This window comes from Streptomyces sp. NPDC008001 (assembly GCF_042958085.1).
Taxonomy (GTDB): domain Bacteria; phylum Actinomycetota; class Actinomycetes; order Streptomycetales; family Streptomycetaceae; genus Streptomyces.
In genome coordinates, this window is the sequence record NZ_JBIBIZ010000012.1 from 182,489 (window position 1) to 205,430 (window position 22,942).

The window sequence follows — 22,942 nt, forward strand, 5'->3', positions numbered from 1 at the left end:
CTACTGCCCGTCGCCCGGCGGCCGGTGCACTTCGCCCGCGCCCAGCCTGATCACGGCGCGGGGCCGCATGGGCCCCTCGCCGCGCCGGGAGAGCAGGACGACCTCGTCGACCACGGCGGCCCGCGCGCCGAGCCGGGCCGCGCACTCGGCGGCCGGCCGCCGGGGGTCCTGGGTGCGGCCGAGGGACAGGTGCGGGGTGAATCCGCCGCCCCGGCCGCGGCACAGAGGGAAGGGCGACCCCGGCTCCGCCTGGAGACGGGTCCACGGGGCCGGGCCCGCGGCGGCCGGGTCGAGCCACACCGTGGCGTAGTGCCGGTGCCGGGAGCACCGCACGCCGGACAGGCGCGCCGTGAACGCCGGAATCTCCGCCCCCGCCGCGGACAGCAGCGGTTCGGCCCGCGCGAATCCTCCTCCGGCACGAAGCCGGACAACAGGTTCACGTGCGGCGGCCGGCGCCGTACCTGCGGGTCGTGCTCCCAGCGGATGTCCTGAACGGCGGGCCGGAGCTCCTCCGGCGGCAGCCACGCCACCGCCGTCCGGGCCGTCGGCGCCACGTCCAGCGTGCCGTCCGGCCCGGCTCAGGCCGTAAATGGCTGGCGCTGCGCCGTGACGCGGCGGCATCCTCCGGAGTGCCCGGGGCGACACGAACCCTGGTGATCGTGCTCCATCCGCCTGGATGAGGAGTCCTGATGACTGTCGTCGAAGTCCGCACGGCGGCCGGATCGCTGCGGGGGCGCCGGGAGGCGGGAGTGGCGGTCTTCCGCGGCATTCCGTTCGCCGAGCCGCCGGTCGGTCCGCTGCGCTTCGCCGCGCCGCGGCCCGCACGCGGGTGGGACGGGGTGCGGGAGGCCCTCTCGTACGGGCCGCCGCCTCCGCAGGGCAGTCACTTCGGCATGGAGGTCCTGGCGCGGGAGGCGGTGGGTGACGGCTGGCTGACGGTCAACGTCTGGTCACCCGATCCGGGCCCCGGCGCCGGGCTGCCCGTAATGGTGTGGATCCAGGGCGGCGCCTACACGATCGGCACGTCCGGTCTCCCCGAGTACGACGGCGCGCGTCTGGCGCGCGAGGGCGGCGTCGTCGTGGTGACGTTCAACTACCGGGTGGGGATCGAGGGGTTCGGGCACATCGAGGGGGCGCCCGCCAACCGGGGCCTGCTCGACCAGGTCGCGGCGCTGGAGTGGGTGCGCGGCACCATCCGGGCCTTCGGGGGCGACCCGGACCGCGTCACGGTCTTCGGCCAGTCGGCCGGCGCCGGATCGGTCGCCGCGCTGCTGGCGATGCCCCGGGCGGCCGGGCTGTTCGGCCGGGCCGTCGCGCAGAGCGTCCAGGGCACGTTCTTCTCGCCGGAGCTCGCCGCCGACATCGCGGCCGCCTGCGCCGCCGAACTGGGGCTGCGGCCCACCGTCGCCGACCTGTCCGCAGTCGCACTGGCCCGGCTGTCCGCCGCCGGTGATGCGGTCGGCGCCGCGATGGGTCACCGGGCCGGGCGCTGGGGCCCGGCAGCCCACAGGTCGATCCCGTTCTCTCCGGTCGTCGACGGTGACACGCTGCCCGCCACGCCATGGCAGGCCCTCGCCGGCGGGGCCGGCCGGGGCGTGGCGCTCCTCGTCGGCCACACGCGCGACGAGCAGCGGCTGTTCACCGCGCTCGACGGCCTCCTCGGCCGGGTCACCCCGGAGCAGGCGGCGACCGCCCTGCGGCGCTTCGGCCCCGGCCGGGACGGCGCGCGCCGCTACCGCGACGGATATCCGGACGCGGGCCCGGAGGAGTTGTACGAACGGGTCCACTCCGACTGGCTGTTCCGCATGCCGAGCCTGCACCTCGCCGGTGCACGGGCGGCGGCTGCCGGAGGCAGCGTCCACGTCTACGAGCTGACCTGGCCCGCGCCGGGCATGGGCGGCGCCTTCGGCGCCTGTCACGGCCTCGACGTGCCGCTCGTCTTCGGCAACCTGGACCGCGGGCAGCCGGCCGTGCTGATCGGCGAGGCCCCCTCCCCGGAGGCGGAGGCGATCTCCGCCCGCATGCGCGCCGACTGGACGGCGTTCGCCGCCCACGGCGACCCCGGATGGCCCGCGTACGACGAGGGCCGGCGCCTCGTACGGCTCTACGACGCCCGGCCCGCCGTCACCGCTTACCCGGAGGAAGCCTCCCGCCTGATCTGGCAGGATCACGCGTTCCCCGCCCTGCCGCTGACCGGCCGGTAGCACAGGCCGCGGGGAGGGGCTCACCGGGCGGCGTGTTCGCGCGGTGGAAGAGGTAGGAGCCGAGCAGGACGCCGAGGATGACGAGGAGGCCGCCCCAGAGTTCGTGGAAGGTGGGGCGCGGCCCTCCCAGATCAGGTTGAACACCGCGCCGAAGACCGCCTCCATGCCGATGACCGGCCCCATGACCGTTGCGGGCAGCTGCTTCGAGGCGATGTTCCAGAACCACGTCGCGCACCACGAGCCCAGGACGGCCAGTGCGGCGCACCACAGCAGGAACGGCACGAGCGTGCCGGCGTCCGAGAGCGGCGACGGGCCGTCGCCGGAGCGGGCGAGCGGGAGGAGGAACAGCGAGGCGCCGAACGCTCCGAGGCCGATGCAGGCCGTCCACGTGGCGTTGTCGGCGGCGGGCCGGATCCGGGTGAGCACCGTGCGGTTGACGATGACGAAGTAGGACCAGGCGACGCAGGCGAGAACGCCCAGGATCACTCCGGTCGTCACGTCGCCGGCGTCTCCCGTGCTCCCGTGGGGCGCGCCCCCGTTGACGAGGAACAGCCCGGCGGAGATCGCCGCGACGGGCAGCACGAGCTTGCGCCAGGGCAGGGCCTTCTTGGTCGTGTTGGAGGCCAGGGTCACCAGCAGGGGGATCAGCCCGGTCAGGGTGGAGGCGAGCACTCTGCCACCGGCCGCGGCGGCCAGGGAAAGCAGCAGGTAGAAGCCGATGTACCCGACGACCCCAGGTGCAGGGCCAGCAGCAGGTTGCGGGTGCCGAGGCGGCGGAGCCCGCCGCGGCGGGCGGCGAGCACGGCCAGGGACATGGCGCCGAAGACCGCGTACCGGCCCACGACGAGGTAGTAGACGTTCACGGGGGCGACGGCGGCCGGACCCAGGAACGTGAAGCCCCACAGGGCCGTTGCCATGAGGGCCGCGAGCAGGCCCACGCCGTACGTGCGGGGCGCCCTGCCGGTCATGTGTGCACCTCTCCGCGGTCGTGGCGCAGCAACTGTCCTTCGGGCTGGACGACGGCCGGGCCCGCGCCATCGAGGCCGTGACCGCCTGAGCCTGCGCACGATTCGGCCCCGGCGCCCTCAAGCCAACCGCCCTCGCCGACCTGGCCTGGCACACGGCCGACGCGAGAAGAGCACCGGGCCGACTGGGACCGTCCGTACTACGGGCTTGGTACTGGTGGGATCGCGTATTCAACTGTCGCCAGTTCTCGGCCTGGGCCGGGGATGGGGTGACGCTCCGCGACCGAAAGGTCTACCTTCTCGGAAGGCGTCTCGACGGCATGGGCGCTGCCGTTTAGGATCAGGCGCACGCATCGCGTGTCGGTCACCGGCTGGGTGAGGCATGGAGGTGCCGTGAGGTGCCTTACGGAGGCATTCCACACATGTCAGTCGAGTTGAATCACACCATCGTCCATGCCCGGGACAACCGGGAGTCGGCCGAGTTCCTGGCGCACATCCTGGGGCTCGAGGTCGGGACCGAGTGGGGCCCGTTCATTCCTGTGGCCACCAGCAACGGAGTCACCCTGGACTTCGCCGCCATTCCGGCGGAGTCGATCGTCATACAGCACTACGCGTTCCTCGTTTCCGACGAGGAGTTCGACGCGGCTTTCGCGCGTATCCAGCGGGCCGAGACCATGTACTACGCCGATCCGCATCTGAAGCAGCCTGGAGAGATCAACCACCATCACGGTGGGCGCGGACTGTACTTCATGGATCCGGCCGGGCACGGCATGGAGATCATCACGCGACCTTATGGCAGCCACCAGTAGCAGCCGGCGGCATCGTGAGGAGCGGCAGGTCAGGGCACTCCCTGGCCTGCCACTCCGTGGCGGGGTTCAACTGCCCTGAGTTCCCTGCGGAGTGGCGGTCTACTGGTGAGCTCGCATGTTGAGGTGTCGCGTATTCCAGCTCAGAGCGCCCCGATGGGTCACTTTGGTCATGCGGGCGGTGTCCAGGGTCCGGCCCGGAGTGAGTATGTTCGTCCGATGGCGCGTTCGAAGCGCTTCGGGAAGGGAGAGCGCCGGTGGACGTCGTCGCGATTATGGAAGCACTGGCTGAACAGGGCGTAACGGTGCTGTTCAAGGCCGACGCTGAGCGGATGGCAGAGGGGGACAAGCCTTGGACCTTCGTCGCCAGTGGAGCGCCGTTGCGCGAGGACGTCCTTGTGCGAACCGATGCCGCGTCTGTGGAGCAATGCCTCGCAGTGTGCTTGCCCCGCCTGCGTGAGCTGGGCTTTTCGTTCCCTGAGTGAGAGAGCGGGTGTGACCGAACCGCCGCCCTGGATGTCAGTGCCGGCTGCTTACATGAGCCCATGGACACCGTGCCCACGACCGCCGCCCTCCTCCCGGACCCCGCCGAGCTCCGCGCGCATCTGCGCGCACTGGCCGTGCTGGACCAGGCGATCTGCCGCGACCCGCGGTTCTCCCGCTACTCCTTCTCCACCAGTTGGGGGCCTGGGACGGAGGCAGCCCTGATGGACAACGGCTCGGGTGACGACTTCTCCGTCCTCTTCACCCGGGCCGGTGTGCTCGTCCGCGGCTTCGACCACGAGTCGGAGATGAGCCCGTACGCCACGGACGACGAACAGGTCTGGCCCGGTGTCATCGACGAGGTGCCCGCCGCGCTGCGCCCGCTCCTGGACGACCCGGACGGAGGCCTGTCCGTTTCCCCGTAGTGCACCGATCGCCCGCAGCTTCACCCCGACGCGGTCGGCCTGGACGAGCACGCACGCCATCCGCAGGCTCGATGCCCTCACCACGGCGGCCACCCGGTCGGTCCTGCTCCGACCACCGGCACGCGCGCATACCGAGAGGACTTCATGCGTCAGCTCCTTGGCAAGCGGCGGAGCGGTCGGCGAGCACGTCCGCCACCTGGTCTGCCGTGAGCAGCTGGCCGACGCCGATGTTGCGCCGCGCCAGCATCAATACCGCCTCGTGGCACTCTCACCGCCGGAAGAGGCGCACGCGGCCGTGACGATCCACGGCCTCAGCCCGCCGTGCTAGGCCGCGACGGCCGTGTCGTAGACACAGCCGTCAGTGTCGATGCCGCACAGCAGTAGGTCCGCCCACCCCCGCTCGCCGGCGACGCGGACCAGGTCCTCGGTCAGGGCGCTCGAGACAAGTCTGATCGACGAGCAGGGCTGCTCCGCTCACGTGCAGCTACCCGTAGCGTCGCGCCACCGTCGGTCCCGACCTGCGATCGAGGCCTTGGCCGCAGGGAGCCCGGCCGGCGGGAGCGGGCGCAGTACCGTGGGCCGCCCCACGGCACGAGTGCCGCGGGGCCTTGGCGACGCGTGCACGGGTCACCGTCTCCAACCGCGCTGGCCCCGGAGGGGCACGGCTTCCCGTTTATGCGGCGGGGGCGAGTTCGGCGCGGCCGAACAGCAGGGCGTAGCCGGTGGGGAGCTGGCGGAGGATGCGGGTGATGAGGTCGGGGCCGGCGTGGGCGGCTACGGCGGAGAAGACGGAGCCGGTGTCCCAGCGGGTGGTGGCCAGGGAGGCGCCGGTGCGGGCGGCGAGGTCCTTGACGAAGGCCCAGCCGGTCAGAGGCTGAATGTCGGGGATCTGCCCGGTGAGGACGCGTGCGGCCTCGAGGGGCAGCCGGGCGGCCAGGTCGACACGTTCGTCGCCGGTCAGCTGGCGCCCCAGCCCCGCAAGGACCAGGCGGACGGCTTCGTCGGCTCTCTCCCGGGTGGGGTAGGCGCCTTCGTAGCGGACCTTCTCCAGCATCTGCTCGTACGCCGTCCCGTACGGCTGCTGCTGATCGAGCGGTACGCGCACGTCGGTGATCACTGCGGTGCATGCCTTTCGTGGAGCCAGGGGTGCCGGTGTGCGGCACCGGGGTATCAGGTGGTCTGGGGGCAGCCGAAGAGCAGTTCGTAGCCGGCGGGGAGCTGGAGCAGGATCTGCCCCAGCAGGTCGTCACCGGCGGCGTCGGCGGCCGTGGACAGCACGGCGCTGACGTCCCAGGCCGCGGTCTGCTCAGTGGCGCCCTCGATCCAGGCCGCAGTCGCCCGCACGAACCGATCCGGCGGCAGCGGCTCGGCGCTTTGCAGCGGGTTGAGAAGGGTCAGGGCGAAGTCCTCCGGCAGGCGGGCTGCCAGCTGGGCGCGAACTTCGCCGACCAGGTGCGCGCCGAGCAGGGCGAGCACCACCCGGGCGGCGCGCTCGGATTCCTCCACAGTGCCGTACTCGCCGCGTTCCTTCACTTGGTCGAGGAACGCTTCGCGTCGCAGGGTCATCTCGGCCGCCACCCCTTTCTTCTCTTCCTCGGACGACCTACGGGGGTGCGGAGGGCGGGGTGAGGGGAAGGTCAGGTGCCCGTCCTCCTGCCCGGCCGGTGTCAGCCGGAGATCTCCTTGTGGCCGGATCCGGCGCCGACGGCGATCTTGCGGGGCTTGGCGCGCTCGGCGATCGGGATGCGCAGGGTGAGTACGCCCGCGTCGTAGTCGGCCTTGATGTGCTCGGTGTCGAGGGCGTCGGAGAGCGTGATCTGGCGGGAGAAGATGCCCAGCGGCCGCTCGGACAGCTCCATCTGCACGTCGCCGGCCTTCGCCACCGGCCGACGCTCGGCCTTGACCGTCAGCATGTTCCGCTCGACGTCGATGTCGATCGCCTCGGTGCTGACGCCGGGGAGGTCGAAGGCCACCACGTACTCGTCGCCCTCGCGGTAGGCGTCCATCGGCATCGTCGACGGCCTCGACCAGGTGCCCGGGCCCATCAGCTGCTGGGTCAGCCGGTCCAGCTCACGGAAGGGGTCAGTGCGCATCAACATGGAAAACACCTCCAGAGGTTCGGGCAGTTGCTGCCAATGCGCCTCACTGAAACCGGTGTACCATGTCATCCAATGGATGACAAGAATGATGTCGTCCACACGATGACAACCTGAGGGAGGTGTCCGTGTCCCCGGCCGATCAGCCGTCCACGTCCAGCACCGATGCCCGATGCCCGGCGTCGTTCCTCGCGGCCGCGGCGGCCCTGCATGCCATAGACGACGCACTGCGCACCGCCCAGCGCGAGGCCCCTGACACCCTCGGCGCCGGGCCGGCACCGAAGCAGGCCCTGGCCTCCCTGATGCTGCTGCGGCAGGTCCGCGAGCAGCTCGCCGGATGGGAGACCGGCCTGATCGAAACGGCCCGCGACGCGGGCGCCAGCTGGGCCGACCTCGCCCGCCCCCTCGGTGTCGCCAGCCGACAGGCCGCCGAGCGTCGCTACCTGCGCGGCCGCCCGGGCCCCGCCGGGACCACCGGCGAACAGCGCGTGACGGCCACACGGCAGGCCCGCGCTGCTGAACGCACCACCGCCACCTGGGCCCGCCGCAACGCCGCTGACCTGCGCCGCCTCGCCGGCCAGATCACCGCACTCACCGACCTTCCCCCCGCCGCCCGGCTACCGGTCAGCGAGCTCCACACAGCCCTCGCCCACGACGACCCTGCCGCCCTCATCGGCCCCCTGGCTGCCACCCGCCGCCATCTGACCACCGCCCACCCCGACCTCGCCGCACAGCTCGACACCCTCACACCGCCCTAGGGAGCGTCCGAGTGGGGAGTGTGCGCGTGCTGGATGGCGGCGTACCAGCCGAACATTGCCTGCCAGAAGTCTCCGACATGCTGCTCCTCGGCGAAATTGCCCGACACCGCAGGGCCTCAGCAGACCGGCCCGATCGTGATCGTGGCAATGCCCGGGCAGAACCGGCGTGCGGTTCCCGGAGAGCGCGGGCTCCGCTGCTCGGGCAACCGGTGTCGTTCGCGGGGCATCCCTGGCGCCGTGGTCAGGCGCCCCCGCACGACGGTGTGCGGGTCACCAGCTTTCGGTGCTTGCCCACGAGGACCACATCCCAGTACCGGTTCTCGTAGCCCATGCCGATTGCCACCGTGTCCGCACTCATCAGCGAGGCGTAGAAGGCGTTCTTCGGGTCCGGGTCGGTGGCCATGTCCGCGAAGTAGCCGTCGTGGGTGTAGCCCTGGAAGAGGTACTCGAGGATGTGGGAGGAGAATACGTTCGCGTCGTTCAGCCGGTTACGCAGGTCCCGCCCGTCGCTCCCGACCTCGGTGAGGCGGCCCATCCGGGCCATATCGTGGGCGTGGCGGCGCGCCACCTCGGTCACGGGGTTCGAGATCAGCAGCGAGGCCCGCCCCCGGTTCACGCGTTCCTTGTTCACCTGGCACACGATCCAGTCCACGTTCGGGGAGTAGACCTGTCGTGCGGGGCCGGCCCCGGGCCGGCCCGCAGCTGCCGGCCAGGGCGGGTCCGCGTACACGGACGGCACGGCGGCGCACAGAACGGCTGGCAAGGCAGCGGCCAGGATGGAAATGGTGACGGCAGTGCGTCGCGTACCGTGCCTGTTGCTCAATGTGGTCATGCCCGTCACAACGCGTGCCCCGGTGCAGAGTTTCGCTCCCGGCGCCGCATCCGAGCCGGGAGCGTCCGGCCGGTCGGCCGGCGAGTACCGCTGATCATGGATGCTTCCCGCGCAACCGTCCCGGATGGGAAGAGCGGCTTGTCCGCGACTGTCCGGGACGACCGCACGGCACCTGCTCACGGGGCTCGGTCGGTGCGGGGCGGTCCTGCCGGCGGGCGCTGATCAGCTGGCACACGTAGGCGTTGTCCGGCTCCGGCGCGGGCAACAGGGTGACGTCCTCGACGACGAACCCGGCGTCGGCCAGCAGGTCTTCCCACAGGCCGGGGCTGAGTGCCCACATGCGGACGGTGAGTTCCCCGCCGCCGGCAAGGGGAAGCGTCTCGTCGCGGGCGACCACTTCGCCCGACGGGCCGAGGCCTGCGGAGTTGGTGTGCAAGACGGAGAAGACCAGCTGGCCGCCGACACGGATGCTGGGCGCGAGGACCGGCAGGAGCTCGTGCGGGCCGGTGAAGCCCAGGCCGTGGACGGAGTACACCGCGTCGTACAGCGGCCCGTCACGCCCGCAGAGGTAGTCGACAGCGTCGGCCTGGACCAACCGGAGTCCGGGGGTGGAGCTGTAGCGGCCGACGGCCCGTTGATGCTGGGAGGCCGAGACCTCGACCGCGTCGGCGAGCGCGCCGTGGACGCGGGCGAGGAAGGCCGGGTAGCGGCCGGTGCCGGAACCGATGTCGAGCACACGTTTACCGGCCGGCTCGCCCAGCACCTCGGCGCCCGGTCCAGTGCCGCCCGGTGCCCAGCCGAGCCGTTCGGGTTCGGGAAGGACGGTGCCGCGTTTGAGGTGGTGCCGGCCGTAGACGGTCCATGCCTGCTCGTTCACTGCGTCGTCCGTCACGTGGGGCTCCTTCGTCAGGTGGAGGCGGGCGGCGTGGCAGGGGCTTCGTGCATGGCGCGGAGCGAGGAGGCGAGCAGCACCAGGAACGGGAGTGCGAGGGCGGCGGTGCCGCGAGGCTTTTCCACAGGCCGAGCCAGGTTCCGGCGGCTCCGGCGAGGAGCGCGGCGAGAGGCCGGGTGCCGTAGGTGAGCCACTGGCCGGTGGCGAGCATGCGGCCCTGCATGCCGCGGTCGCACACGGCCTGGCGGATGCTGCGCTGGGTGGAGCCCTGCGCGGTGGCGCACGCCAGCTGCACGAACAGGCCGGCCGCGATGCTCACCTGGCCGGTACGGCCGGGCGCGGCGAGCAGGAGCGGCACCTCGGTCAGCGGGGTGACGGCCAGCGCGGTGAGCATGACCTGCGCCGGCCCGAACCCGGCCACCAGCGAGCGGACGGCCAGCGCGCGGGCGACCCCGCCGAGCGGCGCGATACTCAGCAACGTCCCGGGCGGTGGCGTGGCTGCGCAGGAACCGGGTGCAGCTGCCGGGGATCCACCAGTTGGTCCGGCTGGTCGGTGAAGTCCGCACCGGCGAGCAGGCGCTGATCTACTCGGTGGCCGATGCGCCGGTGACGCCAGCGTTCCGCCGCGAGCTGCTGGGGCTGCTGACCGTGCCGGACGGGTCGTCGGTCTCCGTGCTGGAGCGGTGGCGCAAGGCGCCGCGGGACATCTCCGGCAAGGGCCAGAAGGCGGCGCTGGAGCGGGCCCGCGACATCCGCGCGCTGGAAGCGCGGAAGCTGGACCTGTGGCGGGTGCCGCCGGTGAAGCAGGCGGAGCTGGCCCGGTACGGGCTGTCTACGCACGCGCCGACGCTGCGCCGGCTGGCGGAGCCGCGGCGGACGGCGACGCTGCTGACGACGGTGCGGCATCTGGAGAGTGCGTCGGTGGACGACGCGCTGACGCTGTTCGAGCTGCTGATGTCCACGAAGCTGCTGGCCCGGGCCGAGCGCGAGGACGGCAAGGTACAGCTGAAGAGGATGCCGAAGCTGCGGAAGGTCGTGGCGAAGGTCAAGGGCGCGGTGACCATCTTCATGGACACCCCCGTCGTGGAGGAGACGGGCGAGGAAGGGGAGCCAGAGCCGCTGAGCGTGGCGGCGGCGTGGGAGCGGATCGAGGCGTTTGTCACCCGCGAGGAGCTGGCTAAGGCCCTCGTCGAGCTGGGCGAGATGTTCCGCGAGGGCGACGACGAGGACGCCGATGCGCTGTGGCGCCGGCAGTTGCTGGACCGCTACGCGACCGTACGGCCGTTCACGTCGCTGCTGGCCACGGTGGTGCCATGGGGTGTGACAGAGGCCGGGGAGACGGTCGTGGAGGCCCTGCAGGGCCTGCCGAAGCTCCAGGCCCAGCGCAAGCCCGGCCCGAAGCACGTCGATCATTCGCTGCTGGACGCCACGTGGCGGCGCCTGGTCCTGGGCAACCCGGTGCTCGCCCCGAACGGGCTGATCGACAAGCACGCCTGGACGTTCTGCGTGCTGGAGGCCCTGCACACCGCGCTCAAGCGGCGGGACGTCTTCGCCCAGGGAACAGATGTGTGGGGCGACCCGCGGGGGAGGCTGCTGTCCGGGGCTGCTTGGGACATCGCGCGGCCGAAGGTGCTGTGCGCGCTGGAACTGCCGGGCACCGCTGGGGAGCATCTGGCGGAGCTGGAGGTGCTGCTGGATGCGACGTACCGGCATGTCGCCGAGGGCCTGCCGGGGAATACGGCGGTGGACAACGTGGGTGGGCGGATCCGCCTGGACCGGCTTCAGGCCGAGCCCGAGCCCGCCGGCTACAAGATGGTGTACGACGCGGTGCAGGCGATGCTGCCGAAGGTGGACTACCCCGAGCTGCTGTTGGAGGTCCACGCCCGCACCGGCATGCTGGACGCCTTCGAGCACGTCAGCGGCAAGGCCGCCCGCCCGGACGACCTGGACATCACCCTCACCGCCCTGCTGGTGCACAGGTCCACGAACATCGGCCTGGAACCGGTCATCAAGCCGGGCGAGAAGGCGCTGACCCGCTCGCGGCTGACCGCCGTGGACTGGGGCTATTTCAACACCCCGGGCATCAGTGCCGCCTCCACCCTGTTGGTCGAGGGCCAGGGCGGCATCGATATCGCCGGCGACTGGGGCGGCGGCCACGTCGCCTCTGCCGACGGCATGCGCTTCACCGCCCCCGTGCGCTCCCTGCACGCACGACCGAACCGCAAGTACTTCCCCTGCGGAGGCCGTGGGGCGACGTGGCTCAACGTCGTCTCCGACCGCGTGATGGGCCTGGGCGGCCTCGTCCTGCCCGGCACCCTGCGGGACTCCCTCGGCATCCTGGACGCGGTCTTCCACCTCGACACCCGCGAGCGGCCCGAGATCGTCATCACCGATACCGGCTCCTACAGCGACCTGGTCTTCGGCCTGTTCGCGATCTGCGGCTATCAGTTCTCCCCGCGGATCGCCGACATCTCCGACGCCCGCCTGTGGCGCTTCGACCTCGGTGCCGACTACGGCCCCCTGGAGCCGGTCTCCCGTCACCGCGTGCAGGTGGAGCGGATCCGCGCGCACTGGGAGGACATGCTCCGCGTCGCCGGCTCGCTTCAGACCGGCAAGGTGCGGGCGTACGACCTGCTGCGGATGATGGCCAGTGGCGACCGCATGACCGGCTTGGGCGACGCGTTCGCCCACTACGGCAGGATCTTCAAGATCCTCCACCTGCTCCAGTTTCTCGACTCCGAGGCATACCGGCGCATGATCGGCATCCAGCTCAACATCGGCGAAGGCCGCCATGCGCTCGGGCGCCGGATCTTCTTCGGCCGCCTGGGCGAGCTCCGCCACGGCTACCGCGAGGGCATGGAAAACCAGCTCGGCGCCCTCGGCCTGGCCCTGAACGCCGTCGTGTGGTGGAACCCCCTCTACATCGACGCCGCAGTCAAGAAACTCGAAGCAGGCGGCGTCACCGTCTCCCCCGGGATCCGCTCACGCCTGTCCCCGCTGGCCTGCGAGCACATCAACTTCCATGGCCGCTACCCCATCACCCGCTCCCACAGCGACGGCGCCCTGCGGCCCCTGCGCGAGCCCGGCGAGGCCGAGGAGTAAGGCCACAGGGTGCTCGCGGCCTCGGGGACGATTCTGGTTCTCCCTCACCGGCGTCAGACTGCGTCACGATTCCCACAGGACCCGAAGACGGAATCGTGCGCGCTGCTGGCGTGCTTTTTGATACACCCCTGTCCTCCGTGTGAGTGAGTTATCGGGGCGGGTGCATGGACAGCCCTTAGAAGCGGCGCGGATGTGCCGCCTTCTACCAGCCGCAAGAGGAGAGAAGAGATTCTCCGTGAAATATCTGAGGCCCCCGATCGTCGCCGATTTCCTGGAAGCCCTGGACGATGGCGACTACAGGTCCTGGGCTGAGGAACAGCCTGTTCCCGGGCTTGGGGAACATCGGTACAGCCGTTGGCGCTGAGAACGCAATGAGGACCGCATGCGTCTGCTTGACCCCACACCTGTCCAGACCCGGCCACGACTGACCCGACACCTTCGGCACGAGGCGAACGTGACGTGGCGGATGCTTGCGGACAATCTGCTCGCGTGCCTCCCGCCGCCCTTGACGTTCACCCTCGCAGCCTGCTTCCGCGCCCAGCTCCCCGCTCACCAAATCCTCTGGCACCTGGGGCAGATCCTCCTGCTGTCCCTGCTGTATGCCTATACCTTCGACACCTCGAACCAGGCCCGCGGAGCCGAGGAAGACCGGCTCAACAAGCCCTACCGCCCCATACCGGCTGGCCTCATCACTTCGGCAGGGGCCATGCGCCGGTTCTGGATCGCGATGCCCCTTTACACCCTCCTCGGCTGGCAACTCGGGGTGGTGGAGTGGGTCCTGCTGTGGCAGGCGGCCATCATCCTCATCAACCTTGTCTCCACCCCCCGCTCCTACCTCTTGTGCAAGACACCCAGCATGGTCATGGGGACCGTCGCGCAGCTCTGCGGCGCATGGCAGGCTGTCAGCCCCATCGACACGACGGTGACGCAGTGGATCACCATCATCACCATCGTCTACGCCCTGGCCCTGCTCTTTGAAGACATCCGGGATATGGAAGGCGACCGGGCGATCGGCCGACGCACCCCGGCGCTGGTCCTAGGCGCCTGGCCGATCCGTATCTGGTTCGCCTCGCTCATGTTGATCACCCCACCCCTGTTTCACTTCAGCCTTTACGCGCCGACCAGCGCGGCCCCATGGCGGATTGCCGTGTGCGACCTCGCACTTGCCGCCACCTGCTGGACGTCCGCGGTCCGGGGCTTGCTCCTGCGCCATACCCGAGCCGACCGCGTCACCTACCAGCTTTATATGGCCTCTTATGTGGTCGCATTGCTGGCTGGCCCCGTCCTATGGTTCTGAAGGTCACTGAACCTTTTTCATCCTCTGAATCTGCAGGTCAGCGCGCTGTCAGCTGACGGGCCGTCAGCCGCCTGACCTGGGACGATGCGCCTGCATCGATGAGGCCGGCCTCGGCACTATCACCCTCCCGAGACAGGATCGGCCTTGGGGACCAGCGGTACAGCGGTTATCGGTGAGATTGATCATGGTCGGCACCCTCGCCGCCGGCGCCGCGAGCCGACGACCTGGTTCACCGGCACCGAACACTGGGCTCACCTCGAACGCTGCCTGCGCGAGGACACCCTGCCCCTGGACGTCCGCACGGCCGGCACCCTGATGCTCCTGTACGGAATGCCCATCACGAAGGTCATCGAACTGACCACCGGCCACCTCCACGACGGCCACCCACCCCACCTGCAGATCGGCGACCACCCCGCCGTCCTGCCCCCGGCCGTCCACCAACTCCTGCGCCACCAGATCACGCGCGCCCAGACCGCCTCCGCCATCGGCCGCGCCACCAAGCGCACCATGGATCTTCCCCGGCTCCACCGCCGGCACCCACCGCTCCGCCCACGCGCTCGTCTTCAAGCTCCGCCGCCACGGCCTGCCGGCCCAGCCCTGCCGCAGCACCGCCCTCCTCACCCTGGCCGGTGACCTGCCCGCCGCCGTCCTCAGCGACGTCCTCAGCATCACCTCCGCCCTGCAATGGACCCGCCGAGCCGCCCGCGACTGGAGCATCTACCTGGCTTCACGACAGCACCCCATCAGACCCTCGCCGCCGCCGCGACCTTGAGGCGCGCTGCCCGGAGCTGGCGGACGCGACTGCTCGCGACCCATGAGACGGGGCACGCGACGCCCACCCCAGCGCCTACCTGGTGCGGGAGCCAGGGGCGGCCACCTCTGAGTGGCGGCGCGTCAGCCGCCCGCCCCAGAGCCCCGGTGCGCCGCCTCGGCCAGGCGTTCCTCACCTTGCGCCGGAGATAAGGAATTGGTGCGTAACCAACCACATGCGCTCGGTCATCGTGCCCGCTGGTTCGGCGAGCTCTACGGCAACCGCTACGGACGGCGGCGAGGGAACGCCCTCATCGCCTGGGTCCTCCTCGAAGTGAGGATCACCACCAGGATGATGGGGGACAACTTCCCGGCGGCGGTCGTGCCGCCCGCCCTCTTCACCGGCGCCGCATGCGTTCACTACCAAACCAGCGGTTCAACGACGCTGTTGCGTGTGGCCACCAGCGCGCTGCTGTTCTTCGCCTTCCTCTACGTCTTCGACGCCTCCAACCAAGCCCGCGGCCTGGAGGAGGACCGGATCAACAAGCCGTACCGCCCTGCCCCCGCCGGTCTGACCACGACACAGGGACTCCGACGGCGGTTCTGGAGCGCCATGCCGCTGTACACGCTGCTCGGGTGGGCCACCGGCACGCTGCTGTGGGCACTGCTCTGGCAAGCCGTGATCGTCGGCCTGCACCTGCTGTCCGACCCGCGCTTCTACTTCGTGGTGAAACCCCCGGCCATGCAGATCGGCATCATCTGTCAGACGGCGGCCGCCTGGCAGCTCGTCGCACCTCTCGACCGCACCGGGTGGACCTGGGCCCTGACCACCGGTATCGGCTACAACATTGCCATGATCTTCGAAGACGTCCGGGACATGGACGGCGACCGCAGGATCGGCCGCCGCACCCTCCCCCTGCTGATCGGGCACTGGCCCGTACGCATCTGGTTCGCCGTCGTCCTGAGCGGTCTGCCCTTCGCGCTGTACATCCTGCTCTTCGCTCCCAGCGGCGCCGACGTCACCGCCACCGCCGTGTGCACCCTCGTGGTCACCGCCATGAACTGGACCGTCGCCGCGCGCAGCCTCCTGCGGCGGAACAAGCGCGCGGACCGGGCCACCTACCAGTTGTACGGCCTCGCCTTCGGCGCGACCCTCGGTTGCGGGCTCGTACTGCTGTGAAGGCCGCCCAGCCCGTCGACTCGGTGCGGTACATGACCCACGACCATGGGGTGCCGTTAACGAACGACGAACCAGGTGACAAGTAGCCCAGTGCGATGCGTTGGCCTGCGCTCGCGTCGCTGGCGGTCCGCGGATCAGCCTGCGGTCTTCAAAAAACCAACGTTTACTGAAGATCACCGGGCGGGGCGCCGAACGGCCCCCAGAGCCTTCAAAAACCCGGGTGCTTCAAGAACCTCGGAGTACCGTTTTCTGGCAGGATTCCGGGCGTGAACACGCCCCTTGAGCCCGAGGCTTTCGAACTGCTGGCCGCCGAGCCTGCCATCCGTGCCGAGATCCGCATCGGCTACGCACGGGTGTCCACCGGCGGACAGAAACTCGACCGGCAGATCGACGCCCTCACCGCGGCCGGGTGCCGGAAGATCTTCGCGGACAAGAAGTCCGGCAAGAACGACCTCCGCCCCGAGCTCAAGGCATGCCACGCCTTCCTCGACGCCGGCGACACCCTGGTCGTCCCCGCCCTCGACCGCTACGGCCGCTCCCTCCAGGACCTGATCAACATGGTGGCCGAGCTCCGCCGCCGCGAGATCGACTTCACCTCGCTCCACGAGAACCTCGACACCACCACCCCCGGCGGCCGGCTCGTCTTCCACGCCTTCGCCGCCCTGGCCGAGTTCATCCGCGAACTCATCGTCTCCGGCACCCGCGAGGGCCTGGCCGCCGCCCGCGCCCGCGGCAAAGTCGGCGGCCACCCCACCGTGGTCGACGAGAAGATCTTCAACATGGCTCGCGACCTACTGCCCAACCCCGAGCACTCCATCACCGCCATCGCCAAGATGCTCGGCGTCTCCCCTGGCACCCTCTACAACCACATCCCCGACCTGCGCGAACTGCGGGCCAGCCGCATCCCCGCCCAGCTCGAAGCAGGCACCCAATGATGCCGGTGCACCTCCGGGCTGCTGGCGCTTCCCGCCCGGCTTGGGCTGTACCTTCTGACCTGCGCCGAAGCCCTTAGCGTTCAATCCAGCAGCGATACCGGCGTGGCCCCTTACCGTGCTGCGGCTGAGCCGGCCGGGTGCGACCACCACACGGTGGCCCGATATGTGAAGATGCGGGCGGCCGGCCAGGAGCCGGACAAGCGCCGTCACCGGGCTCGGGCCATCGACGACTATCTGCCCAAGATCGAGGAGCTCGTCGTCCGTTCGCAGGGCAAGATCCGCGCGGACGTGGTCCATAAGAGAATCGCCGCGATGGGCTTCACTGGCGGGGAACGCACTACCCGCCGCACGGTTGCCGAGGCGAAGGCCCAGTTCAGGGCCGGTCGGCGCCGGGTTTACCGGCCGTGGGTGACCGAGCCCGGGCTCTGGCTGCAGTATGACTGGGGCGACGGGCCGACCATCGAGGGCCGCAAGACCACGTTGTGGTGCGCGTGGCTGGCCTGGTCCCGCTTTCGGGTGGTAATCCCGGTCTGGGACAAGACCCTGCCGACGGTCACCGCATGCCTTGACGCGACGTTTCGCAGGATCGGCGGAGTCCCGGCCTATGTCCTGACGGACAACGAGAAGACGGTCACCACCGAGCACGTCGCCGGGATCGCGGTTCGCAACCCCGAGATCGTCGAGGTCGCCAGGCACTACGGCACGACCATGCGGACGTGTCAGCCCGCCGACCCCGAGACCAAGGGCGGGTCCGAGGCGACGGTGCGGATCGCGAAGGCCGACCTGGTGCCCAAGGACGTCAATCTGCGTGACGACTACAGGACTTTCGGCGAGCTGGAGGCGGCCTGCCGTGACTTCTGCGAACAGGTCAACTCCCGGATGCACCGGGCGACCCGGCGCAAGCCCGTCGAGCGGCTGGCGGAGGAACAGCAGCGGCTCCACCCGCTGCCCCGCCGCCCGTTCACCGCGGCGTTCGGCACCACGCGCCGGGTCAACTGGGAATCCACGATCTCGGTGGAGGCGGTTCGCTACTCGGTTCCGCACGAGTTGATCGACACGCGGGTCTGGGTGCGTTTTCATGGTGACGAATTGATCGTCACGGCCGTTGATGAGAATGGGTCGGCCCGTGAGGTCGTCCGTCACCGCCGGGGCCGGCCCGGTGAGCCGGTCCTGGACGACACCCACTACCCGCCCCGCGAGGACAAGGAAGCCGACCGGACCCCGAAGGCCACCTCCGCGGAGGAGGCCGCCTTCCTCGCCCTCGGCCCTGGCGCCGCAGCCTGGCTGGTGGAGGCCGGGGCGGCCGGCGCCCGCCGCATCAAGGCGAAGATGGCCGAGGCCGTGGCGCTCGCCAAGCTCTACTCAGTGGCGGAAGTGGACCGGGCCCTGGGCACCGCCGCGGTCACCGGCCGGTTCGCCGACAAGGACCTGCTGTCCATCCTCGACTACCAGTCCGCCCGCGGACACGCCGAGCCCGTCCGCCGCAGCGAGAACCACTCCCTCCAGCCCGGCACCTCTGCATGGGCCTCCTTCGGCGTCCCCACCACGACCTCCGACGTCTCCGAGTACGACGAAAGCGATCTCGCCTGATGGCCACCCCTCTTCGCACCGTTCCCGGCACCAACGGCGACCCGCTCGCCGAGGCCATCGAGCTGACCAAGCGCCTCAAGCTGCCTCACCTGCGGCGGGCACTGGCCGACCTGATCCCCACCGCCAAGGCCCAGCGGTGGGACCCGGCCGAGGTCGTCCGCGTCCTGCTGGCCGAGGAGGCCGCTGGACGCGACCGGGCCAACCTCCACACCCGCCGCAAGCGGGCCGGCTTCCCCACCGGCAAGACCTTCGGAGACTGGCACGACAACAAGTCCTCCATCCCCAGGGCCACCCAGGACGCCCTCAAGACCCTGGAGTGGGTCGGGCGGCGGGAGAACTTCTGCATCTGCGGCCCCTCGGGCACCGGCAAGAGCCACTTCACCGAGGCCCTCGGCCAGACCGCGGTCGAGGCCGGCCTGACCGTCTCCTGGTTCACCATCGAAGACCTCGGGGCCCTGGTCCGCCGTCACCGCGCGGACGACTCCATCGCCCGGGCCCTCGCGAAGATCATCCGCTCTGACCTGATCATCGTCGACGACATCGGCCTCCTGCCCGTCTCCCCGGACGCCGCCGAAGGCTTCTACCGCCTGGTCGACGCCGCCTACGAACGACGCTCGATCGCGGTCTCCAGCAACCTCCACCCCTCCGGATTCGACGAGATCATGCCCAAGACCCTCGCCACCGCGACGGTCGACCGGCTCATGCACCACGCTCACATCGTCGTCACCCAGGGTAACAGCTACCGGCTCACCCAGGCCACCAGTGGCCAGGGGGTGAAGCCCTTCAGCTGACCCCACCGACCCCAGGGCGGGGAGCTATCTGGCCGCCAACGGGGAAGGCTCCACGGCCGCCAGCGGGGCGAACTCCTGGCCGCCTACGGGGAGATCAAAAAGGCCACTGACACGCACCAATCCGTGGGCCGAGTTCATCAGCGCTGCCACCGCCTTCCGGGCCGAGGCCGGGCACCTGCGGGCAGACCTCAAGGAATTCCGCGAAGAACACGGTCATCTGAGGGTTCCCCAGCGGTACGTGACCAAAGGCCGCAAGCTCGGGCAGCAGGTCGCTACCCGCCGACAGACCTTCGCAGAGCTGCCCACCGAGCGGGCCGGGGACTCCTCGACCTGGGGTTCGTCTCCCACGCCCGAGAGCACCGCTGGCACCAGCACTTGACCGCTTGGATGGCCTACCAGCAAGCCACCGGCACGTCAGCCGTGCCCCAGGGACCACGTCACAGCCGACGTGATCGGGCACAACCTCTTGCGGGTGTGGGCCGGGCTCCACCCTGACGCAGCAGCCCGCAAGCGCTTGCGCCGCGCGGGCGCCGCGCGCCCCGGCACCCCGGTCCGCTACGTCCCCCCTCCGCCAGCCCGTCCGGCCCGCTGCGGAGGACGATGGGGGCGCCCGGGACACCGCCGGGCGGATCTACCGGCATCAGTGGTTCCTCCGGCCGCACCGCCGCACCTACCCCGACCATGATGACCCGACAGCATACTCCCGCAAATGGGTCGGCCCTACCTCGTCACCCCCGCCGGGGTGCGAAGACGCTCCCGTCCTCGGCAGGGAACTTCGTCAGCGTCCTGCGCCACTGATGAACAGCTGTTACACACATTGGCGACGTGCCCTACCCATCCCTCGCGGATATCGACAGCAGTCTCCGCGGCAGGTCGTGAACCAGTCGCCGTGGGGCCCGCTGCCAGCGCGTCGCCGGTTCGCCGAACCTCTCACGCGAGCCGAGCGGTAGCTGTGCGTGAGGTGCGCGAAGATGCCCTTCCGGGGCGGAGGGCCGCGCGAAATCGCGGACAGGTACGGCCCGCACGCCGCTGCCGACCGCCGCGCGCCTCCCCATACACTTCACGCGCCGCCGGTGCGGGGTTGTCGGCCGTCGGCGGCGTGCCGTGCACTGGAGGGGAACCTGAGGAGGGAAGGAGAGCGAGGAGTACCCGTTCCCGGTGTGCGGGCGGGCCATTCGGCCGGTTCGGGCGCCGGTCGTGCACGGGGGAGGGTCTGTGGGCGGTGGCCGCACCCGGCACGTCGCGCGTGTGGTGGGGCGCCTGCTGGCCGAGCAGGTCCGTGCCCGCCGGGCGAAGCCCGGGGAGGGCACCGAGGAGCAGGCGCGGGCCGTCCGGGAGGCGCTGCAGGAGCTGGGCCCGTTCTACATCAAGGTGGGGCAGATGCTCTCCACCCGGCCTGACTTCGTGCCGCCGGCCGTCCTGGAGGAGCTGGGGCAGCTGCACGACCAGGTCGCCCCCGCGCCGTTCAGTACTTTCGAGCCGGTGCTCGCGGCGGAGCTCGGGCCGCGGTGGCGGCGGCTGTTCAAGGAGGTCGACACTTCGGCGCCGTTGGGTGCCGCCTCGCTGGCGCAGGTCTACCGGGCGCGGCTGGCCGACGGCTCGCTCGTCGCGGTCAAGGTCCAACGGCCGGGTGTGGAAGAGGTGATGGCCGGGGACATCCGGCTGCTGCGCCGGGCCGCCCGCCTCTTGGCGCGGGCCGCTCCCCGGTTCACCACAGTGGTGGACGTGCCGGCCATGCTAGGTGTGCTGTTCGAGGCCATGGAGGCCGAGACCGACTTCCGGGTGGAGGCCGGCCACATGCACCGGGCCCGTGAGCTGTGCGAGGAGTTCACGTATCTGTCCGTGCCGGAGGTGCTGCTGCCGCCGACCCGGCGGGTACTGGTGCAGGCGCTGGCCCCGGGCGTGTCGATCCGGGATGCCGACCCGGGTGCGTTCACCGCCGCGCAGCGCGCCGGCATCGGCCGGGACCTGATGGCGTTCATGTTCCGGGGTTACTTCCTTGACCGGTTCTTCCACGCGGACCCGCACCCGGGCAACATCTTCGTCGCCCCGGGCGAACCCGCGCACCTGATCGACTGGGGCATGGTGGGCCGGATGGAGAGCGGGACCAGCCGGCACCTGGTGCTGGCCCTGCTCAACCTCGCGGCCAACGACGGCGCGGGCCTGGCCGCGACCTGGATCGACATGGGCACCGCCACGACCTGGGCCGACGTCGCCGGATTCCGCTCCGACATCAGCCTGATCGTCCCGAGGATCGCCTCCGTCACATTGGAGGAGCTCAACTTCGGCGTCACCCTGACCGCCGTCCTCGCGCACGCCACCCGCCGCGGCATCCGCACCAGCCCGGTGATCTCGCTGCTGGGCAAGTCCTTCGCCAACCTCGAAGGCGCCATCCGCTACCTGTGCCCGGAGCTGTCCATCACCGACGTCTTCGCCGACAACCTCCGCACCGTCGTCTTCGGCCTGGCCCGCGAGACCCTCTCCGAACAGCAGGCCGCCCGCACCGCCCTCGATCTCATGATCGCCGCCCCGGGAGCCCTCCAGCAGACACGGGGGATCCTGCGCGCCTTCGCCGAGCAGGACCTCACTTTCCACGCCAAGGTGGCCGGCGAGGACGACCGGCGGAAGAGGGCCACGGACGCCGGGTCCTGGCCCTTCTGGGCCGCCCTTGCCCTCGCCGGCTACCTCGCCCGCGGCAGGAGGAGATGAGCCGGCGCCCTGACGCTCGGCCCCGGCGCTGCCCTCCGGGGCCGACGGCAACGAGCCTGTCGTGTCCGCGCCGGCGTGCAGTGCCCTGGCGCGGCGACGGATGGCGAGCGTGCGCGTCGACCGGGCCACCGGCATCTGTAGCAGCTCCTCCGCGGCGCAGCCAGACGGCACTTCCGCCGCGCACGCCGCCCGGAGTGTGCCGAGCGCGCCCGATGCGCTCGCACGCCGCCTGGTGCGGGGTTGTCGGGGAGGGGGGTGTGGCGTGCACTGGAAGGAAGGAGTGCGGGGGCGGGGGCCAGCCGCGGCTCGGTGCCGGGTGCGGGCGGCGCGCCCCCGGCGGACGCGGACGCGGGAACCACCCGGTGGCTGTAGCGACCTTGTGGAGGACATGTGGCCGGTGGCCGCGCTCGGTACGTCGTGCGGGTGCCGGGGCGGCTGCCCAAGGAGCCGGTCCCGGTGCGAGGGTGGCGGAAGGCGGGCTCGAAGGCCGTCTTCTCCGGTGAGGTAGGCGCCGCACGTCTCCTCCCGAACTCGACGCCACCTCCCCTACCGAAACCGTCCAACCGTCCCCCGCAACCACCGAGACCCCGACGTCACCGGGGCCCCGAAACCGTCGGCGCGGCCGTCCGCCGCAAGGGAACACGGCCGCCCCCCCCCCCCGGCCCCCGCCCCCTCGGCCGGCTCCGCGTCCGGAGCGGCGGCGGGACGTGAGCCCGAAACTCACCGCCCGCCCGGTCCTGCACGCCACGAAGGGTAAGCCCCTTGCTGTCGCGTCCCCGCGGTCTCTTCTTCTGGCTGGTCGTGATCATCGTCCTGTTCTTCATCGCGACCGCTCCCGTCGCCACCGCCCACGCGATCCTGGCCGTCTCGCGGGCGGTCATCACCCTCTTCACCGGGCTCAAGACATTCATGAGCGTGCTCACCACCCCCCGGTGACGGCGGTCGGCCGGCCCGGTACCGCCCTCGGCCTCGCCCCTCGTCCCGAAGCGGGTCGGAGTCCGTTTCCCCTCGCGCCGAGGCGGCCTGAGAGTCGTCCGGAGCAAAGGAGTTCCTCGGTGCGGTTTCCTCACAACGCCTTACGACGCGCGCTCGCCGCCGTGTCCCTGGCAACGGCCACCGGATGCGCT

At 70.8% G+C, this 22,942-nt stretch carries 22 protein-coding genes and 1 pseudogene; 15 read left to right on the forward strand and 8 right to left on the reverse strand.

The features are described 5' to 3' along the window. Window positions 1-621, reverse strand: coding sequence for a 2'-5' RNA ligase family protein (locus tag ACFZCD_RS30760; protein ID WP_391836333.1), 621 nt, complete (start codon window positions 619-621; stop codon window positions 1-3). A gap of 68 nt (window positions 622-689) precedes the next feature. Here ACFZCD_RS30760 and ACFZCD_RS30765 point away from each other — a divergent pair, with 68 nt between their 5' ends. Further along, the gene (locus ACFZCD_RS30765; RefSeq protein ID WP_391836334.1) at window positions 690-2,204 is read left to right on the forward strand and encodes a carboxylesterase/lipase family protein; all 1,515 of its coding nucleotides are present in this window, start codon (window positions 690-692) and stop codon (window positions 2,202-2,204) included. Between the two features lie 183 nt (window positions 2,205-2,387). Here ACFZCD_RS30765 and ACFZCD_RS30770 read toward each other — a convergent pair. Both ACFZCD_RS30770 and ACFZCD_RS30775 read right to left on the reverse strand, forming a co-directional pair. Next, window positions 2,388-2,876 (reverse strand): annotated as a pseudogene (locus tag ACFZCD_RS30770) (EamA/RhaT family transporter); the annotation flags it as partial. Then, window positions 2,858-3,172 carry a hypothetical protein gene (locus ACFZCD_RS30775; protein WP_391836335.1) on the reverse strand — a complete coding sequence of 105 codons (315 nt, stop codon included), beginning with the start codon at window positions 3,170-3,172 and terminating at the stop codon, window positions 2,858-2,860. The gene ACFZCD_RS30775 and the pseudogene ACFZCD_RS30770, both read right to left, overlap by 19 nt. Window positions 3,173-3,591: 419 nt before the next feature. Between ACFZCD_RS30775 and ACFZCD_RS30780 the strand changes: the two genes are divergently transcribed. From ACFZCD_RS30780 to ACFZCD_RS30790, 3 genes are all read left to right on the forward strand, one after another. Then, window positions 3,592-3,978 carry a VOC family protein gene (locus ACFZCD_RS30780; RefSeq protein WP_391836336.1) on the forward strand — a complete coding sequence of 129 codons (387 nt, stop codon included), beginning with the start codon at window positions 3,592-3,594 and terminating at the stop codon, window positions 3,976-3,978. Window positions 3,979-4,232: 254 nt separating this feature from the next. Then, complete coding sequence (locus tag ACFZCD_RS30785) at window positions 4,233-4,460, forward strand: hypothetical protein (RefSeq protein ID WP_391836337.1); 228 nt, start codon at window positions 4,233-4,235, stop codon at window positions 4,458-4,460. A gap of 60 nt (window positions 4,461-4,520) precedes the next feature. Further along, window positions 4,521-4,883 carry a hypothetical protein gene (locus ACFZCD_RS30790; RefSeq protein ID WP_391836338.1) on the forward strand — a complete coding sequence of 121 codons (363 nt, stop codon included), beginning with the start codon at window positions 4,521-4,523 and terminating at the stop codon, window positions 4,881-4,883. A gap of 673 nt (window positions 4,884-5,556) precedes the next feature. Here ACFZCD_RS30790 and ACFZCD_RS30795 read toward each other — a convergent pair. From ACFZCD_RS30795 to ACFZCD_RS30805, 3 genes are all read right to left on the reverse strand, one after another. Further along, complete coding sequence (locus tag ACFZCD_RS30795; RefSeq protein ID WP_391836339.1) at window positions 5,557-6,000, reverse strand: DUF2267 domain-containing protein; 444 nt, start codon at window positions 5,998-6,000, stop codon at window positions 5,557-5,559. Between the two features lie 53 nt (window positions 6,001-6,053). After that, window positions 6,054-6,449, reverse strand: coding sequence for a DUF2267 domain-containing protein (locus ACFZCD_RS30800; RefSeq protein WP_391836340.1), 396 nt, complete (start codon window positions 6,447-6,449; stop codon window positions 6,054-6,056). Window positions 6,450-6,550: 101 nt separating this feature from the next. After that, entirely contained in the window at window positions 6,551-6,982 is a 432-nt protein-coding gene (locus ACFZCD_RS30805) for an Hsp20/alpha crystallin family protein (protein WP_391836341.1), read from the reverse strand. A gap of 125 nt (window positions 6,983-7,107) precedes the next feature. Between ACFZCD_RS30805 and ACFZCD_RS30810 the strand changes: the two genes are divergently transcribed. Beyond that, the gene (locus ACFZCD_RS30810; protein WP_391836342.1) at window positions 7,108-7,737 is read left to right on the forward strand and encodes a type III effector protein; all 630 of its coding nucleotides are present in this window, start codon (window positions 7,108-7,110) and stop codon (window positions 7,735-7,737) included. A gap of 241 nt (window positions 7,738-7,978) precedes the next feature. Here ACFZCD_RS30810 and ACFZCD_RS30815 read toward each other — a convergent pair whose 3' ends face one another. After that, on the reverse strand, window positions 7,979-8,389 hold the full coding sequence (locus ACFZCD_RS30815; protein WP_391836343.1) for a CAP domain-containing protein: 411 nt from the start codon (window positions 8,387-8,389) through the stop codon (window positions 7,979-7,981). A 274-nt stretch (window positions 8,390-8,663) separates the two neighbouring features. Then, window positions 8,664-9,461, reverse strand: a complete 798-nt coding sequence (locus tag ACFZCD_RS30820; RefSeq protein WP_391836344.1) for a class I SAM-dependent methyltransferase — start codon at window positions 9,459-9,461, stop codon at window positions 8,664-8,666. 489 nt (window positions 9,462-9,950) lie between these two features. Here ACFZCD_RS30820 and ACFZCD_RS30825 point away from each other — a divergent pair, with 489 nt between their 5' ends. From ACFZCD_RS30825 to ACFZCD_RS30870, 10 genes are all read left to right on the forward strand, one after another. Continuing rightward, window positions 9,951-12,563 (forward strand): Tn3 family transposase, encoded by a 2,613-nt coding sequence (locus tag ACFZCD_RS30825; RefSeq protein WP_391836345.1) that lies wholly within the window; start codon window positions 9,951-9,953, stop codon window positions 12,561-12,563. 382 nt (window positions 12,564-12,945) lie between these two features. Continuing rightward, window positions 12,946-13,860, forward strand: coding sequence for a UbiA family prenyltransferase (locus tag ACFZCD_RS30830; RefSeq protein WP_391836346.1), 915 nt, complete (start codon window positions 12,946-12,948; stop codon window positions 13,858-13,860). Between the two features lie 144 nt (window positions 13,861-14,004). Further along, the gene (locus ACFZCD_RS30835) at window positions 14,005-14,493 is read left to right on the forward strand and encodes a hypothetical protein (protein WP_356451637.1); all 489 of its coding nucleotides are present in this window, start codon (window positions 14,005-14,007) and stop codon (window positions 14,491-14,493) included. A gap of 337 nt (window positions 14,494-14,830) precedes the next feature. After that, window positions 14,831-15,790 (forward strand): UbiA family prenyltransferase, encoded by a 960-nt coding sequence (locus ACFZCD_RS30840; protein WP_391836347.1) that lies wholly within the window; start codon window positions 14,831-14,833, stop codon window positions 15,788-15,790. 266 nt (window positions 15,791-16,056) lie between these two features. Next, the gene (locus tag ACFZCD_RS30845) at window positions 16,057-16,725 is read left to right on the forward strand and encodes a recombinase family protein (protein ID WP_391836348.1); all 669 of its coding nucleotides are present in this window, start codon (window positions 16,057-16,059) and stop codon (window positions 16,723-16,725) included. Between the two features lie 54 nt (window positions 16,726-16,779). After that, window positions 16,780-18,315 carry an IS21 family transposase gene (istA, locus tag ACFZCD_RS30850; protein WP_391836360.1) on the forward strand — a complete coding sequence of 512 codons (1,536 nt, stop codon included), beginning with the start codon at window positions 16,780-16,782 and terminating at the stop codon, window positions 18,313-18,315. After that, window positions 18,315-19,106 carry an IS21-like element helper ATPase IstB gene (gene istB / locus ACFZCD_RS30855; RefSeq protein WP_391836349.1) on the forward strand — a complete coding sequence of 264 codons (792 nt, stop codon included), beginning with the start codon at window positions 18,315-18,317 and terminating at the stop codon, window positions 19,104-19,106. The genes istA and istB overlap by 1 nt, the downstream gene beginning before the upstream one ends. 175 nt (window positions 19,107-19,281) lie before the next feature. Beyond that, window positions 19,282-19,485 carry a helicase associated domain-containing protein gene (locus ACFZCD_RS30860; RefSeq protein WP_391836361.1) on the forward strand — a complete coding sequence of 68 codons (204 nt, stop codon included), beginning with the start codon at window positions 19,282-19,284 and terminating at the stop codon, window positions 19,483-19,485. 836 nt (window positions 19,486-20,321) lie between these two features. Beyond that, complete coding sequence (locus ACFZCD_RS30865; protein WP_391836350.1) at window positions 20,322-21,815, forward strand: ABC1 kinase family protein; 1,494 nt, start codon at window positions 20,322-20,324, stop codon at window positions 21,813-21,815. 762 nt (window positions 21,816-22,577) lie between these two features. Next, window positions 22,578-22,751, forward strand: a complete 174-nt coding sequence (locus ACFZCD_RS30870; protein WP_391836351.1) for a hypothetical protein — start codon at window positions 22,578-22,580, stop codon at window positions 22,749-22,751. Window positions 22,752-22,942: the final 191 nt, after the last annotated feature.